The organism is Shinella sp. R2-11 (assembly GCF_055330205.1).
On the sequence record NZ_JBVAPC010000001.1, the window covers coordinates 514,212 to 528,252 of the forward strand.

The following is a 14,041-nucleotide window of genomic DNA, read 5'->3' on the forward strand; positions in this document are numbered from 1 at the left end:
TGCCGCGGTTGAAAAGAGCGACGGAGAGAACGGTGCGTTCACGCTTTGCGACCGCAATGGCAACACGGTGCCGGCGTGGGGGGCGGTGCGCCGCGTCTTCGTGTTCGCGTACGGCGGCCCCTTCCGGAGCAGGGCTATGGCATCTGAAGGGAAGCCGTTGCCTCAACCCCTTCTCCCCGAGGGGAGAATGGAAGAGCGGCGACGTCGAAGCAGCACACCCGCGGATTTCGCCGAACGCCCTACGACGCGTGGCGTTCGTAGAGCCGTGCAATGTCTTCGCGCCGGAACGGGACCGCATCGCGGTCGGGCTCCGTCTGGTAGGTGCGGGCATATTGGTGGCCGGAATAGACGGCGGCGGCGATGAGGCCGGGGGCGAGGCAGTCGCCGAGACGGGTGACGCTGCGGATGCCGGCATCGGCCCATTCGGCCTCGCGGGCCTTCAGCTCCAGCCAGAGCGTCTCGTCCGGCAGGCGGGCGGTGACGGGCACGAGCGTCGCGCAGTCGACGGTCTCGACCCGGTCGCTGTAGATGCAGGCAAGGTCCAGCTGGTCCTTCGTGCGGCCGGCGAGCGCCTTTGCCGTGACGATATTGACGCCCATCTCGATGAGGCGCTTCTGCACCCGGCCCTGTTCCAGCGTGTGCTGGCTCCAGGGGGAGACCTGGGATTCGGGCGTGACGAACGTCACCGCGCGGCCGGCCCTGGCGAGCAGTTCCGCCAGCACGCTGGCCATGTAGAAACAGTCGTCGTCGAAGACCACCACGGGGCCATCGGCGGACACGGCCTCAGCGCCCGCCGAGAGGATGGCGTCGGGCGAGACGACGGCGCCTTCCGCAAGGAAGGCGAGCGGCCGGCGATGGGTGCGGCCCGCGCCGTCGGTGCGCCAGCGCGCGCCGGTGGCGATGGCGACATGGGGGATGCCGTATTGCAGCACGTCCTCGGCGGAAAGCGGGCTGTGCAGGTAGAGTTCGGCATTGGGGCGGACGCTGAGCTGGCCGACGCGCCAGTCGCGCACGCGGCCCCAGGTGGCAAGGCCCGGCAGGCGGCATTCGCGCGCCACCCGGCCGCCCCATTCGCCGCCGCCTTCGGCCAGCAGCACATCGACGCCGCGCTGGGCGAGCGCCCGCGCCGCCTCCAGCCCCGCCGGCCCGCCGCCGATGACGAGGGCGGGCTCCGGCGTTGCCGCCGCGGGGATGATCTCCGGGTGCCAGCCCTTGCGCCATTCCTCGCCGATGGTCGGGTTCTGCGTGCAGCGCATCGGCACGTTGGTATTGTCGCCGGAGGTGCAGATGTTGCAACCGATGCATTCGCGGATATCGTCGATGCGGCCCTCCTCGATCTTCCTGGGCAGGTAGGGATCGGCGATGGAGGGACGGGCGGCGCCGATGAAATCGAGGATGCCCTGGCGGATCGCCCGCACCATGCTGTCCGGCGAGGTGTAGCGGCCGACGCCGACCACCGGCTTCGTCGTGACTGACTTGACGAAGCGGATATAGGGCTCCTGGAAACCTTCCTCGGAGAAGCGCGCCGTCTGGCTGTCGTTCGACCAGCCGGAGAGGTTGACGTCCCAGAGGTCGGGAAGCTCGGCGAGCGCCGTGACGATATCCTTGCCCTCGCCCTCGCAGGTGATGCCGGAGGGCCCGAGCAGCTCGTCGACGGCAAGGCGGATGGCGAGCGCGCAGCTGTCGCCGACGGCCTCGCGCGTGTCGTCGATGATCTCGCGGAAGAGCCGGAGCCGGTTCTCGAAGGAGCCGCCATATTCGTCCGTGCGGTCGTTGTGGCGGCGCGACAGGAAGTGCTGCAGCACGCTCATGTCGTGGCCGGCATAGAGATAGACGATGTCGAAGCCGGCCTTTTTCGCGCGCAGCGCCGCGTTGCGGTACCAGCGGCGCATGTCGGCGATGTCTGTCCTGTCCATGGCGCGCGCCTGAACGGGATCGAGACAGTCGCTGATGACATGGGAAGGGGCGAGCGGGATCATCCGGCTGAAGCGGTTGGCGACATGCAGGCCATTGTGCACGAGCTGGATGGCGGCGAGGCTGCCATGGGCATGGATGCTGTCGGTGACGGCGGCAAGCGCCGGCAGGTCGCTCTCGTCCCACAGCCGCGCCTCGTTGGCCGGCGTCAGGTCGGAGGTCGGGTGGATCTCCGCCTCCTGCGTGGAGACGACCGCCCAGCCACCTTCCGCCTTCATGCCGCGCAACTCGGCTTCCGCATTGGGATAGCGGTAGCCCATGCCGGAACAGTGCGGCACCTGGTAGAAGCGGTTGCGCGCCGTGACCGGGCCGATCCTGACGGGTTCGAAGAGAATATCGAAGCGGGGGTCTCGCGACATGTCATGCCATCCTGAAGAGATTTGCTCCGCGCGCCACGCGGATGAAGCCACCATATCGGGAATGCCGGGACAGGCAAGAGAATTGTTATACGGATGTATAATACAGATGCGCGATCGGGCAGCGCCGTTGCAGCAGGCGCCGCCTCCCCGGATTAAGCTATTGGCAATATTCGCTTTTCCGGCTCAGTTCAGCACATGATCCCGCGGCTCGACCGGCTCGGGCAGGTCCGTTTCGCCGAGCAGTGAAAGCATGTCGCGCTCCACCGTGCGCAGCATGGCGCCGAGCGGCAGGGCGTTCGGCTCGAGGCCGAACGGGTCCTCGAGCTGGTGGCCGAGCGCTTCGAGGCCGAAGAAGGTATAGGCGACGAGCAGCACGGGCAGCAGCGTCCACCAGTCCAGCGAGCCGGCCAGCGCGAAGGGCAGGGTGATGCAGAAGATCAGCGCCGTGCGGTGCAGCAGCAGCGAATAGGCGAAGGGCACCGGCGTCATCGCGATGCGCTCGCAGCCGCCCTGCACCCGGGCGAGCGCCGCAAGCTGGGTCTCCAGCACCGAATAGTGGATCGCGTCGATGCGGTGCGTCTGCATCAGCATGATGCAGTGCCGGCCGATGCGGTCGAGCACCTCGTTCGTCGGGTTGGGGCTGTTTTCGCGCGGGGCCGTGTCGGACCAGCGGGCGATCGCGGCGGCTTCGTCCTCGCTGCGCAGCCGCGCGGCAAGGCCGGCGGCGAAGGCGCAGACATGGGTGAGCAGGAAACGCCGGTCGTCCTCGCCCAGAAGCGCGGTCTGCCGGGCGAAGGAACGGGCGGCGATGATCAGGTCGCCCCAGAGCATGCGGCCCTCCCACCAGCGGGCATAGCAGGCATTGTTGCGGAAGCTCATGAAGACGGAGAGCGCGATGCCCGTCAGCGTGAAAGGTATGGCGCTGATCTTGACGAAGATGCCGGGATGGTGCTGGGCGGCGAAGACGGCGACGATGCTCAGCACCGCGACGGCAACGAGATGCCAGGCGATCCGCGGCAGGATCGAGCCGTTGATGGTGAAGAGAATGTCTTTGAAGCTCGGCTTCGAACGCAGGATCATGGGCTTCTCTGCTGCGGCGGTGCGATGCGGACCGACCCGGTTCGCCAGCCTTTTCTTTCACCTCGCCCGGCGGGTGGCAAGCCTTCGGGCGGCGGTTGCGGCGTGGTGTTCAGAAAAAGGCGAAAGGGGCGGCCCCGATGCGTTGCCGAGCGCGTATTGCAACCCAATATAGGGAGCAAGTTCAATCCATTCCGGAGCCCGATGTGAGAAATCCCTACGAGGTTCTCGGCGTGCCGTCGACGGCGACGGCGGCCGAGATACAGAGTGCCTATCGCAAGCTCGCCAAGAAGCTGCACCCGGACCTCAATCCGGGCGACAATGCGGCGGAGGAGAAGTTCAAGGAGGTCGCCGCCGCCTACGACCTTCTCGGCGATGCCGACAAGCGCAAGCGCTTCGATGCCGGCGAGATCGACGCGTCCGGCGCCGAGCGCCCGCCGCGCCAGGACTATTACCGCAACTATGCCGGCGGGCAGGCGGACCATCCCTATGCGGATGCCTCGGGCTTTGCCGACTTCATGGATGGCGACGACATCTTCGCCGATCTCCTGCGCCGCGGCCAGAAGGCGCGGGCGAACCGTCGCGGCGAGGATCGGCACTACCATCTGGAGATCGGTTTTGCCGATTCCATCGCCGGGGCGACGAGACGCATCACCCTGCCGGACGGCGGCACGCTGGACGTGAAGATCCCGCCGGGCCTCGTCAGCGGCCAGACGATCCGGCTGAAGGGCAAGGGCGCGCCGGGTTTCGGCACGGGCGGGCCGGGCGATGCGCTGATCGAGGTGGAGGTGCTGGCCGATCCGCGCTTTTTCCGCGAGGGCGACGACATTACCATCGAGCTGCCCGTTTCCCTGAGCGAGGCGGTGCTCGGCGGGCGCGTGCGCGTTCCGACGGCGACCGGCGCCGTCACCATGGCCGTGCCGAAGGGCTCCAATACCGGCACGACGCTGCGGCTGAAGGGCAAGGGCGCGCCGAAGCGCGGCGGCGGCTTCGGCGACCAGTTCGTCAGGCTGAAGGTGGTGCTGCCGAGCCCGTCCGATGCCGAGCTCGAGGCCTTCGTGGCCGGCTGGGCGAAGGGGCAGGCGTTCAATCCGCGTGAGGAGGCCTGATCATGGCGATGAGCAAGGACGAGTTCCTCAAGACCTCCGGCCTGAAGGTGAGGGTGCTGGAACTGTGGATCGAGCAGGAATGGCTTCTGCCGGAAAGGACGCCGTCGGGCCTGAGCTTCTCGGAGATCGACGTCGCCCGGGCACGGCTGATCGGCGAGCTGCAATCGGGCATCGGGGCGAACGAGGCCGGCATCGACGTCATCCTGCACCTGATGGACCAGCTTCACGGCATGCGCCGGGCGCTTGCCGAGCTGCGGCGGGAAATGCAGCGGCCGAAGGATTAGGGGCAAGCCCCGCCGCGTCGAATGCGCTATAGATGCAAGAAAATTGCATCGAGCGGGGCTTTCCATGGATATCGACCGGGCGCGCACCTTTCTTGAGATCGTCCATACGGGCAGTTTCCTCAAGGCCTCGGAGCGGCTGCACATCACCCAGACCACGGTGAGCGCGCGCATCCGCACGCTGGAGGAGGCGCTCGGCCGCAAGCTCTTCGTCCGCACCCGCAACGGCGCGGCGCTGACGGCGGCGGGGCGGGAATTCGAGCGCTTCGCGCAATCCTTCGTGCAGGTGTGGGAGCGGGCGCGCCAGCAGCTCACGGTGCCGCCGGGCCGCACGTCCGTCGTCGCGGTCGGCGGCGAGGTCAGCCTGTGGAATCCACTCTTGCTCGACTGGCTGGTCTGGATGAAGGGGAATTGCCCCGAGATCGCCATTCACGCGGCGGTCGGCATTCCCGACCAGCTTCTGGAACAGTTGCGTACAGGCGTGCTCGACATCGCCGTGCTCTATGCGCCCAAGCTGATGCCGGGCTTCAAGGTGGAGCTGATCGAGGAGGAGCAACTCATCCTCGTGCGCAAGGCCGGCGAGGACGGCGAGCCGGACTATGTGCATGTCGACTGGGGATCGCAGTTCTCCGGGCAGGGCGGCTACGGGCTTGCCGGCTTTGCCGAGCCGGCGCTGCAGGTGGGCTTCGGGCCGCTCGCCCTTCATTACATCCTGCGTGCCGGCGGCATGGGCTATTTCCGCAAGGGAACGGTGGCGCGCCATCTTGCGTCCGGCGAGCTCGAACGCGTCGAGGGCGCGCCCGAATTCACCTATCCCGCCTATGCCGTCTATCCGGAAGCGGCGGCGGGGCGGCGGGACGTGGAGGATGCGCTGCGCGGCCTCAAGCAGATCGCGTATCAGGGGGATGGGCCGCGACTCTAGAGCGTTTCCGCTTTTCTCCGAATCGCGAAAACTCTCTAGCGCCGCAATGCCGCCTCCACCGCCCGCGCATTGGCAAGGAGCGCCGCGTCCCTGCCGCCGGCGGCGGCGAGCATGAGGCCGACGGGGGCTTCCCCCTCGGCATGGGCCGGCAGCGAGATGGCGCAGCCGTCCAGCATGTTGATCAGCGCCGGGTTGCGCAGCAGCGTGAGGTTGGTCCTCACGAAGAGATCGTTGTCGGCTTCCAGCGCGCCGATGGCCGGGGCGACCATCGGCACGGTCGGCATGGCGAGGACGTCATAGGCCGAGATCGCGCGGTTCGTCGCCTCGATATAGGCGCGGCGCAGGTGCAGCATGTCGATATAGTCCGCCGCCGTCTGTTCGCGGGCGCGCAGGATGCGGGCGCGCACGCGCTGGTCGTAGGCCTCGCCGTGTTCCTCAAGGAGGTCGCGGTGCCAGGCGAGCGCTTCCGGGGCCGGAAAGCCGCCCCTGGCGTTGATCCGGCCGACCATCTCGAATTCCTTCAGTGCGATCTCGCTTACCACCGCACCGGCATCGGCAAGGCGCTTGAGGGCCGCCTCGAAAGTCCTGGCTACGTGCGGCTCGATGCCGTCGAAGACGACGGATTGCGGCACGGCGATGCGCAGGCCCGCGACGCCGCGCTGGCCTTCCTGATCAAGCGAGGTGCCACTCAGGATCTCGTGGAGGCTGGCGCAGCAGTCGACGCTGTTTGCCAGCGGGCCGATGGAATCGAGCGTGAAGGAGAGCGGAAGCGCGCCGGCAAGCGGCACGGCGCCGGCCGTCGGCTTGTAGCCGACGATGCCGCAGAGCGCGGCGGGGATGCGGCAGGAACCGCCGGTATCCGAGCCGATGGCGGCCGCCGCCATGCCGTCCGCCACGCTGACGGCGGCGCCGGAGGAGGAACCGCCCGGAATGCGGCCGGTCGCCCGGTCGTAAGGGTTGGCCGGCGTGCCGTAATGCGGGTTGATGCCGACGCCGGAAAAGGCGAATTCGGTCATGTTGTTGCGGCCGACGACGATGAAGCCGGCCGCCTTGAGGCGGGCGATGGCAGGCGCGTCGCTCGTCGCGGGCGCGGCATCGGCGAGCACCGTGGAACCTGCCGGGGTCGGCTCGCCGGCAAGGTCGAACAGATCCTTCACGGCGATCGGAATGCCGGCGAAGCGCGAGGGGGCGAGGCCGGCCTTGCGCAGTTCGTCGGTGGCCTTCGCCGCGATGCGGGCCTTTTCCGCATGGACCTTCACGAAGGCGCGGGCGCCTTCGCCCGCCGGCTCCGCGATGCGCGCCAGCGACTCCTCGATGAGCTGCGCGGCCGTGACCTTGCCCGCCGCAAGATCCCTCGCAAGGTCGTTCAGTGTTGCGCGCATTGCTTTTCTCCCGCCATGGCCGAATCAGACCGGATCAAAATAGTGGATTTCGCGCGGCGCGCAGCCCTTCTTCGCGGCGAAAGAGCCGTGCGCCCCGTGCTGTTCCCGCCGCCTCTTGCAATCGGCCTGCAAGGGGGCAAAGTATCGGGCGAAACCCGGAGGGAGTTCTCCATGCGCAAGCCGATTTTCACTGCCGCTCTCGTGCTTGTGGGGGCGTTGCTCTCCTCTGCCGCCGAGGCGAAGGTTCCTGCCTTCAATGCCTCCTGCCCCGGGCGGGTGAGCGTGCATGCCGACGAGGGCGGCCCCATCTTCGTCAACGGCCGGAAGGCCCGGCTGAAGCGCTTCAACAACAATTACTACGAAGCCCGCTTCGGCCGGTTGACCGTCTCCGTTTCCGTCAACCGCGACGGCAGCCCCGATGTCTCCTATACGGGGCCGGGCGGGGCGAACGGCGTGTGCCGCGTCAGGGGCGACCGCGCCGCGCAGATGCAGGACGAGGACGGCGGCGGCTCCGGGGAAGGCCGTCCGCGCCGCCGCTCCGATGGCGTCGCGCTCGGCATGATGCCGGCCTATTGCCGCGGCGAGGCCTCCGCGCAGTTCCGCATCCGGCCAGCGCGCATCACGACCAACCGGCCCTTCATGAGCGGCCGGGGCTATGTCGTGCAGGGCAATTATCCCGACGGCAAGGGCACGGCCGTCTTCAATTGCTGGTTCGACAAGGGCGGCAATTTCGTCTCGATCAACTGAGGCCTGCCATGCGCGGTGCCGACGCCGGCGTTCCCTGCCGGCACCATTCCCTGCGTTTATAGGCATAACTTCAGGTTTGGCGGGTGTGCAATTTTTTCGCCCTGCTCAGCGCGTGTCAGAGTGTTAACATCCGTTGAAATAACAAGGGAACACGGCCGAAACGGATAATCCGGCGGCCACTTGCACGAGAGAGCGGTTCGGGAGCGACCAGCCTGCAAGGGTGGCGCGTGGACGGCCGTATCATGGGGGACATGATGGTCTGCTTGAAGCCATCCTTTATCGTCGGGGCGAAGATCGGCCATGTCGCGGGCCGGGCGGGGCGCAATCCGACATGATGCCAGCCTCCGACAACGTGCTCATCCGCCTCAAATCCCTCAGCAAGCATTACGGTAGCCATACGGTTCTCGACGGCATCGATCTGGAGGTGCGGTCCGGCGAGGTGCTCGCCATCATCGGGCCGAGCGGTTCGGGCAAGAGCACGCTGCTGCGCTGCATCAACTATCTCGAGCCGCCGGACGGCGGCACCATCTCCATCGGCTCCATGACGATCGACGCCGCGCGGCCGGTGGGGCGGCTGGAACTGTCGGGCCTGCGCCGCCGCGTCGGCATGGTGTTCCAGTCCTTCAACCTCTTCCCGCACATGTCGGTGCTGCGCAATGTCAGCCTCGCGCAGGAGCGAACGCTCGGCCGCAGCCGGGCGGAGGCCGACGAGCGCTCCATGCAGCTTCTGAAGCGCGTCGGCCTTGCGGACAAGGCGGGGCAGTTTCCCGTGCGGTGTTCCGGCGGCCAGCAGCAGCGCATCGCGATTGCCCGCGCGCTCGCGCTCGACCCGGAGATCATGCTCTTCGACGAGCCGACATCGGCGCTCGACCCGGAGCTCGGCCTCGAAGTGCTCGCCGTCATGCGGGAGCTTGCCGAGAGCGGCATGACGATGATCGTCGTCACCCACGAGATGGGCTTTGCCGAGAACGTCTCCGACACGGTCATGATCATGGCCGACGGCAACATCATCGAGAAGGGGCCGTCCAAGGACGTCATGCGCAATCCGCGGGAGGAGCGCACGAAGCGCTTCCTGCGCGCGGTGCACGACCGATGAACGCGGCGGATTTCCTGCCGCTCCTGCGGGGTCTCGTCTGGACCGTCGCGCTCACCGGCGGGGCGTTCCTCATCGGCGCCGTGCTCGGCGTGCCCCTGCTCGCCGCGCGGCAGAGCCGGCTCTGGCCGGTCCGCCTCCTCGCCATGACCGTCATCCAGATCGTGCGCGCCATCCCGCCGATCCTCTGGCTCTTCATCATCTTCTTCGGCCTCGGCATGAGCGTCATGCCGATCAATCCCTTCAACGCCGCGCTGATGGGCCTCGGGCTGATCGCGGCCGCGAACATGGCGGAAATCTACCGCGGTGCGGTCGCCTCCATCCATCACGGCCAGTGGGAGGCCTCCGCCGCGCTCGATCTCGGCCGCTGGTCGACCTTCCGCGACATCGTCGCGCCGCAGGCCTTCCGCGTCGCGCTGCCCTCCGCGGCAAGCTACCTCATCGGCCTCATGAAGGAGACCGCGGTCGCCTCGACCATCGGCGTGGCCGAGCTTGCCTATCAGGGCAACCAGCTCTCGCAGCTCACCTTCCGGGGGCTGGAGGTCTTCGCGCTGGTCGGCCTGTTCTACGTGCTGCTGAGCCTGCCCATCGCCTGGCTCTCGCGCGTCGCCGACGGCTATCTCCGGGCAAAGGTGGCACGCTGATGTTTCCGACCCAAGACGAAATCGCCGCCTGGCTGCCGGACCTTCTGGGCGGCCTTTCCATCAGCCTCCAGGTGACGGCGCTGAGCCTTGCGATCGGCATTCCCTTCGGCCTCGTTCTGGCGCTCGGGGTGCTGGCGAAGAGCCGTTTCCTGAAAGGACTCAGCCTCTTCCTCGTCGAGGTCGGACGAGGCGCGCCGGCGCTGGTGCTGCTGCAGTTCATCTATTTCGGCCTGCCGACGACCGGGCTGACGCTCGGCTCCTTCTCGGCCGCGGTGATCGCGCTTGCCTGGAACACCGGCGCCTATACCAGCGAGATCATCCGCGCCAGCCTGCAATCGGTCGCCCATGGCCAGCGGGAGGCGGCCGAGGCGCTCGGCCTCAACCGGTTCGACGAGCTGCGCTACGTGCTGCTGCCGCAGGGCCTGCGGGTCGCGCTGCCGGCGCTGCTCGGCTTCTCGATCCTCATCTTCCAGGGCACCTCGCTCTGCTTCACCATCGCTTTGCCGGAGCTGGTGAGCCGGGCCTACGAGATCGGCTCGACCACCTTCCGCTATTTCCCCGCGCTGCTTGCCGCCGGGGTGCTCTACGCCGCCATTTCCATTCCCGCCGCGCTCCTCGTCAATCACGTCGAGAAACGCGCCGGCCTCTACGCGCAACGTTGAAACCAACCCGAAAGGACACCTGCATGCCGAAAATCACGAACACCACGCAGTTCCTTCTTGCCGGCATCGCCGGCCTGGCCCTTTCGGCCGGGATCGCTTCTGCTGAGGATTGCACGCCGAAGCACCAGTTCTCCACCATCGAGGCGGGCACGCTGACGGTTGCCGTCACCACATTCGTTCCCCACTCCTTCGTCGATGACAGCGGCACCATGAAGGGCATCGACGGCGATATCGCCGCCGAATTCGCCAAGCGCGAATGCCTGAAGGTCAAGGCCATCGCGGTCGATCCGGCCGCCGCCATCCAGTACGTGCTCTCCGGCCAGGCCGACATCACCACCGGCGACTGGTACCGCACGGCCGAGCGCGCGAAGGTCATGAGCCTTTCCGCCCCGCTCTATACCGACCAGATGGGCATCTATTCCAAGGAAGGCTTCAAGGACGTCTCCGACCTCGAAGGCAAGCAGGTCGGCACGGTACAGGGCTATCTCTGGGTCGCCGACCTCAAGGCCATGCTGGGCGGCTCGCTGAAGCTCTACCCGAACTCGGTCAACATGCAGCAGGACCTGTCCTCCGGCCGCATTGAGGTGGCGGTCGACGGCTATTCGACCGGCGTCGTCGCGGCGCAGAAGGGCGCGCTGGGTGACGTCAAGGTCAATGTCGCCGCGCCCGACGACCGCGTGAAGGCGACCAAGGAAGCCGCGCAGGCGGCCTTCCCCTATGCGCTGAACGCCAAGGAATTCGGCGTCGCGCTGGATGCCGCGATCACCGACATGCATGCGGACGGCACGATCGTTACCATCCTCAAGTCCTACGGCCTCGACGGCACCGCCGCCGATACAGGCGCGCCGCGCCTCGTCGAATAGGCGATCAAGCGGGGGAGCCATGCTCCCCCGCCTTACCTGAAATCCCTATCGGAGACACCAACGATGACTGTCTACACGGTCACGCGCCGGACGCAGTCGTGGTACGGCGAGCAGATCGGCATCCTCATTCTCGACGCGGCCTATCCCTGCGTGCCCGGCAATGTCGGCAATGCGACCACCTATCGCTATCCGGTGCGGTTCCAGGAGGTGCGCGGCGCGTCGATCGACCGGCTGCTGAACCAGCGTGACCCGGCCCTCGGGGAAGTCTTCATCGAGGCGGCGGTCGAGCTGCAGAACCGCGGCGTCAAGGCGATCACCGGCGCCTGCGGCTTCATGGCCTATTTCCAGGAGGAGGTGGCGGCGGCGGTCGACATTCCCGTCTTCCTCTCCAGCCTGATGCAGATCCCCTTCATGCATGCGCTCAGCGGCGGGCGCGTCGGCGTCATCACCGCCAATGCCTCGCGCCTCACGCGCCGGCATTTCTCCGCCTGCAATGTCGGCGACCACGTGCCGCTCGCCATCGCCGGCATGGAGGGTGAGACGGAATTCCGCGAGGCGATCCTCGAGGAGCGCGGCACGCTGGATTCGGCGGCCATCGAACGCGAGGTGACGGCGGTCGCCCGCCGCCTCGTCGAGGAGAATCCCGACGTGCGGTCGATCCTGCTCGAATGCAGCGACCTGCCGCCCTATGCCCATGCGGTGCAGGCGGCGACCGGCCGGCCGGTCTTCGACTTCATCACCATGATCGATTATGTGCAGCAGAGCGTGGCGCGCCGCCCCTATGCGGGCAGCATGTAGCCACAGGCACAGGAGGGGACCGGCATGGCGCTCGATCATTATTTCCTTCTCGGCCGCTCCGGCCTGCGGGTGAGCCGTCTTGCCCTCGGCACCATGACCTTCGGCAATGCGGGCATCCGCGGCATCGGCGGCGCCTGGGGCAGCGACGAGGCGGGCGCCCGCGCCATCTTCGACCGCTATGTCGAGGCCGGCGGCAATTTCATCGACACGGCCGATTCCTATGCGGGCGGCATGAGCGAGAGCCTCGTCGGCCGCTTCGTCGCCGAGGCGGGCCTGCGCGACCATGTCGTCATCGCCACCAAGTTCTCGAACAATGCCGCGCCCGGCAATCCGAATGCAGGCGGCAACGGGCGCAAGAACATCATGCGTGCCGTGGATGCCTCGCTGAAGCGGCTGAAGACGGACTATATCGATCTCTACCTGCTGCACACCTGGGACCGCATGACCCCGGTGGAGGAGGTGATGCGCACGCTCGACGATCTCGTGCGCGCCGGCAAGATCCGCCACGCGGGCCTCTCCGACGTGCCCGGCTGGTATGCGGCGCGGGCGCAGACCTGGGCGGAGGCGCATGCGCTCTCCCAGCCGATCAGCCTGCAGCTTCCCTATTCGCTGGTCGAGCGCAGCATTGAGCACGAATTCGTGCCGCTCGCCGAAACGCTCGGCCTCGGCATCACCGCCTGGAGCCCGCTCGCCATGGGCCTGCTCTCCGGCAAGTATCGCTCCGGCTCGACGGAGGGGCGCCTTGCGCTGGATGCCTCGGGCAGCGGCCTTGGCCTCTTCACCGAGCGCAATCGCCGTATCGTCGAGGCCCTTGAGGCGGTAGCCGCGGAAGCGGGTCGCAGCATGGCGCAGGTGGCGCTCAACTGGGTGGTGAACCGCCCGGGCGTCGCCGCGGCCATCGTTGGCGCCAGCCGACTCGAACAGCTCGACGACAATCTCGCCGCGCTCGATTTCGACCTGACCGCCGGCCAGCGCGCCGCGCTCGACGCGGCGAGCGCCGTGGACGCGCCCTATCCCTACAGCCTCTTCGCCGACGACTACCAGGCCGGCATCCTCAACACCGGCAGCGCGGTCGGCGAGAAGCCACAAACCTATCGTTCCGGGACCTTCCTGCCGAAGGTGACGGATTACGTGTTCGGCCAGCCGAAGGACCGCAAGGCCTGATATTCAGACCGGCACGTCCGCGTCGGCGTCCTGCTCGACCAGCCAGTCGCGGAAGAGCTCCGCACCCCGCTTCGGCGGGCGCTGGGCGGGCATGACGATATGGATGGCGTGCCCCGAGCGGTAGGATTCCCTCAGCGGGTAGACCAGCCGCCCCGCCTCGATATGGTCGTGCACCAGATGCTTCCAGCCGAGCGCGATGCCCTGGCCGAGCACGGCCGCCTCGATGGAGCCGAGCGCGTCGGTGAAGACGAAATCCTGCTTCAGCCGCGCGACGGGAACCGCGTGCCGCTCCAGCCATTCGCGCCAGCCGAGGCGGGTGCGGTGCCGCTCCTCGAAATTCAGCAGCGTGTGCCGCAGGAGATCGGCGGGCGCGCGGATCGGCCCGTGCTCGCGAAGGTAATCCGGGCTGCACACCGGCAGCACCTCCTCCGTCACGAAATGCCAGGAATGGATACCCGGCCACTTGCCGTTTCCGAGGCGGGCGGAAAGGTCGATGTCCTCCTCCACCATGTCCTGGTCGTCGCGGCTGCTTTCCTCGATGCGCAGCGATATGTCCGGGTGCTTGGCCTTGAAGTCCTTCAGCCGCGGCAGCAGCCAGAGCTGCACGAAGGAGGCGGAGAAGGAGACGCGTACCACATCGTTGGAATGCTTCTTCTGCAGCGAGGAGATGACCATATGGAGATGGTCGAAGGCCTCCTGCGTCTCCTTGTAGAGCCGCTGGCCCTCCGCCGTCAGCTCCAGCCGCGTGTGCTCGCGGCGGAAGAGTTTTAGCCCCGTCGCTTCCTCCAGCAGGCGGATCGTCTTGCTGACGGCCGGCTGGCTGACATTCAGCTCCTGCGCGGCCGCGGTGAAGCTGCGCCTGCGGGCGGCGGCCTCGAAGCAGAAGAGGTAATTGGCGGAGGGAACGAGGGAGCGGAGTCTATGCATAATCTGAGGTTATGCCCCTCGACAATTTTTAGCAAGATT

Annotated in this window: 14 protein-coding genes; 10 read left to right on the top strand and 4 right to left on the bottom strand. The window is 67.3% G+C overall.

Annotated elements, in window-relative coordinates; genetic code table 11:
• Positions 1-239: 239 nt before the first annotated feature.
• Together ACZ1A1_RS02480 and ACZ1A1_RS02485 are read right to left on the bottom strand one after the other, a co-directional pair.
• Complete coding sequence (locus ACZ1A1_RS02480; protein ID WP_463618619.1) at positions 240-2,333, bottom strand: oxidoreductase; 2,094 nt, start codon at positions 2,331-2,333, stop codon at positions 240-242.
• 183 nt (positions 2,334-2,516) lie between these two features.
• A complete protein-coding gene (locus ACZ1A1_RS02485; protein ID WP_463618620.1) occupies positions 2,517-3,413 on the bottom strand; it encodes a bestrophin family protein in 897 nt (298 codons plus the stop codon).
• 203 nt (positions 3,414-3,616) lie between these two features.
• Here ACZ1A1_RS02485 and ACZ1A1_RS02490 point away from each other — a divergent pair, with 203 nt between their 5' ends.
• The 3 genes from ACZ1A1_RS02490 (at position 3,617) to ACZ1A1_RS02500 (ending at position 5,722) form a co-directional block, all read left to right on the top strand.
• Positions 3,617-4,519 (top strand): DnaJ C-terminal domain-containing protein, encoded by a 903-nt coding sequence (locus ACZ1A1_RS02490; RefSeq protein WP_463618621.1) that lies wholly within the window; start codon positions 3,617-3,619, stop codon positions 4,517-4,519.
• Between the two features lie 2 nt (positions 4,520-4,521).
• Entirely contained in the window at positions 4,522-4,803 is a 282-nt protein-coding gene (locus ACZ1A1_RS02495) for a chaperone modulator CbpM (RefSeq protein ID WP_463618622.1), read from the top strand.
• A gap of 64 nt (positions 4,804-4,867) precedes the next feature.
• Positions 4,868-5,722 (top strand): LysR family transcriptional regulator, encoded by an 855-nt coding sequence (locus tag ACZ1A1_RS02500; protein WP_463618623.1) that lies wholly within the window; start codon positions 4,868-4,870, stop codon positions 5,720-5,722.
• 35 nt (positions 5,723-5,757) lie between these two features.
• Here ACZ1A1_RS02500 and ACZ1A1_RS02505 read toward each other — a convergent pair whose 3' ends face one another.
• Positions 5,758-7,104 carry an amidase gene (locus tag ACZ1A1_RS02505; protein WP_463618624.1) on the bottom strand — a complete coding sequence of 449 codons (1,347 nt, stop codon included), beginning with the start codon at positions 7,102-7,104 and terminating at the stop codon, positions 5,758-5,760.
• A 171-nt stretch (positions 7,105-7,275) separates the two neighbouring features.
• Between ACZ1A1_RS02505 and ACZ1A1_RS02510 the strand changes: the two genes are divergently transcribed.
• The 7 genes from ACZ1A1_RS02510 to ACZ1A1_RS02540 all read left to right on the top strand — a co-directional run bounded on the left by ACZ1A1_RS02510 (position 7,276) and on the right by ACZ1A1_RS02540 (position 13,075).
• The gene (locus tag ACZ1A1_RS02510) at positions 7,276-7,851 is read left to right on the top strand and encodes a hypothetical protein (RefSeq protein WP_463618625.1); all 576 of its coding nucleotides are present in this window, start codon (positions 7,276-7,278) and stop codon (positions 7,849-7,851) included.
• Between the two features lie 334 nt (positions 7,852-8,185).
• The gene (locus ACZ1A1_RS02515) at positions 8,186-8,947 is read left to right on the top strand and encodes an amino acid ABC transporter ATP-binding protein (RefSeq protein ID WP_463618950.1); all 762 of its coding nucleotides are present in this window, start codon (positions 8,186-8,188) and stop codon (positions 8,945-8,947) included.
• Positions 8,944-9,588: an amino acid ABC transporter permease gene (locus tag ACZ1A1_RS02520; protein WP_463618626.1), complete on the top strand. Its 645-nt coding sequence runs from the start codon at positions 8,944-8,946 to the stop codon at positions 9,586-9,588. The genes ACZ1A1_RS02515 and ACZ1A1_RS02520 overlap by 4 nt, the downstream gene beginning before the upstream one ends.
• Positions 9,588-10,250: an amino acid ABC transporter permease gene (locus tag ACZ1A1_RS02525; RefSeq protein ID WP_313196750.1), complete on the top strand. Its 663-nt coding sequence runs from the start codon at positions 9,588-9,590 to the stop codon at positions 10,248-10,250. The genes ACZ1A1_RS02520 and ACZ1A1_RS02525 overlap by 1 nt, the downstream gene beginning before the upstream one ends.
• Before the next feature lie 23 nt (positions 10,251-10,273).
• On the top strand, positions 10,274-11,113 hold the full coding sequence (locus tag ACZ1A1_RS02530; protein ID WP_463618627.1) for a substrate-binding periplasmic protein: 840 nt from the start codon (positions 10,274-10,276) through the stop codon (positions 11,111-11,113).
• Between the two features lie 63 nt (positions 11,114-11,176).
• Positions 11,177-11,911: an aspartate/glutamate racemase family protein gene (locus ACZ1A1_RS02535; protein WP_463618629.1), complete on the top strand. Its 735-nt coding sequence runs from the start codon at positions 11,177-11,179 to the stop codon at positions 11,909-11,911.
• A gap of 24 nt (positions 11,912-11,935) precedes the next feature.
• A complete protein-coding gene (locus ACZ1A1_RS02540; protein WP_463618630.1) occupies positions 11,936-13,075 on the top strand; it encodes an aldo/keto reductase in 1,140 nt (379 codons plus the stop codon).
• Positions 13,076-13,078: 3 nt separating this feature from the next.
• Here the strand turns inward: ACZ1A1_RS02540 and ACZ1A1_RS02545 are convergent, their stop codons facing one another.
• The gene (locus tag ACZ1A1_RS02545; RefSeq protein ID WP_463618631.1) at positions 13,079-14,002 is read right to left on the bottom strand and encodes a LysR substrate-binding domain-containing protein; all 924 of its coding nucleotides are present in this window, start codon (positions 14,000-14,002) and stop codon (positions 13,079-13,081) included.
• Positions 14,003-14,041: the final 39 nt, after the last annotated feature.

Bases quoted from the DNA above. Each gene is read 5' to 3' on its own strand.
- ACZ1A1_RS02535 (WP_463618629.1), top strand. From the start codon at position 11,177: ATGACTGTCTACACGGTCACGCGCCGGACGCAGTCGTGGTACGGCGAG.
- ACZ1A1_RS02525 (WP_313196750.1), top strand. From the start codon at position 9,588: ATGTTTCCGACCCAAGACGAAATCGCCGCCTGGCTGCCGGACCTTCTG.
- ACZ1A1_RS02480 (WP_463618619.1), bottom strand. From the start codon at position 2,333: ATGTCGCGAGACCCCCGCTTCGATATTCTCTTCGAACCCGTCAGGATC.
- ACZ1A1_RS02515 (WP_463618950.1), top strand. From the start codon at position 8,186: ATGCCAGCCTCCGACAACGTGCTCATCCGCCTCAAATCCCTCAGCAAG.
- ACZ1A1_RS02545 (WP_463618631.1), bottom strand. From the start codon at position 14,002: ATGCATAGACTCCGCTCCCTCGTTCCCTCCGCCAATTACCTCTTCTGC.
- ACZ1A1_RS02505 (WP_463618624.1), bottom strand. From the start codon at position 7,104: ATGCGCGCAACACTGAACGACCTTGCGAGGGATCTTGCGGCGGGCAAG.
- ACZ1A1_RS02530 (WP_463618627.1), top strand. From the start codon at position 10,274: ATGCCGAAAATCACGAACACCACGCAGTTCCTTCTTGCCGGCATCGCC.
- ACZ1A1_RS02485 (WP_463618620.1), bottom strand. From the start codon at position 3,413: ATGATCCTGCGTTCGAAGCCGAGCTTCAAAGACATTCTCTTCACCATC.
- ACZ1A1_RS02500 (WP_463618623.1), top strand. From the start codon at position 4,868: ATGGATATCGACCGGGCGCGCACCTTTCTTGAGATCGTCCATACGGGC.
- ACZ1A1_RS02540 (WP_463618630.1), top strand. From the start codon at position 11,936: ATGGCGCTCGATCATTATTTCCTTCTCGGCCGCTCCGGCCTGCGGGTG.
- ACZ1A1_RS02495 (WP_463618622.1), top strand. From the start codon at position 4,522: ATGGCGATGAGCAAGGACGAGTTCCTCAAGACCTCCGGCCTGAAGGTG.
- ACZ1A1_RS02520 (WP_463618626.1), top strand. From the start codon at position 8,944: ATGAACGCGGCGGATTTCCTGCCGCTCCTGCGGGGTCTCGTCTGGACC.
- ACZ1A1_RS02510 (WP_463618625.1), top strand. From the start codon at position 7,276: ATGCGCAAGCCGATTTTCACTGCCGCTCTCGTGCTTGTGGGGGCGTTG.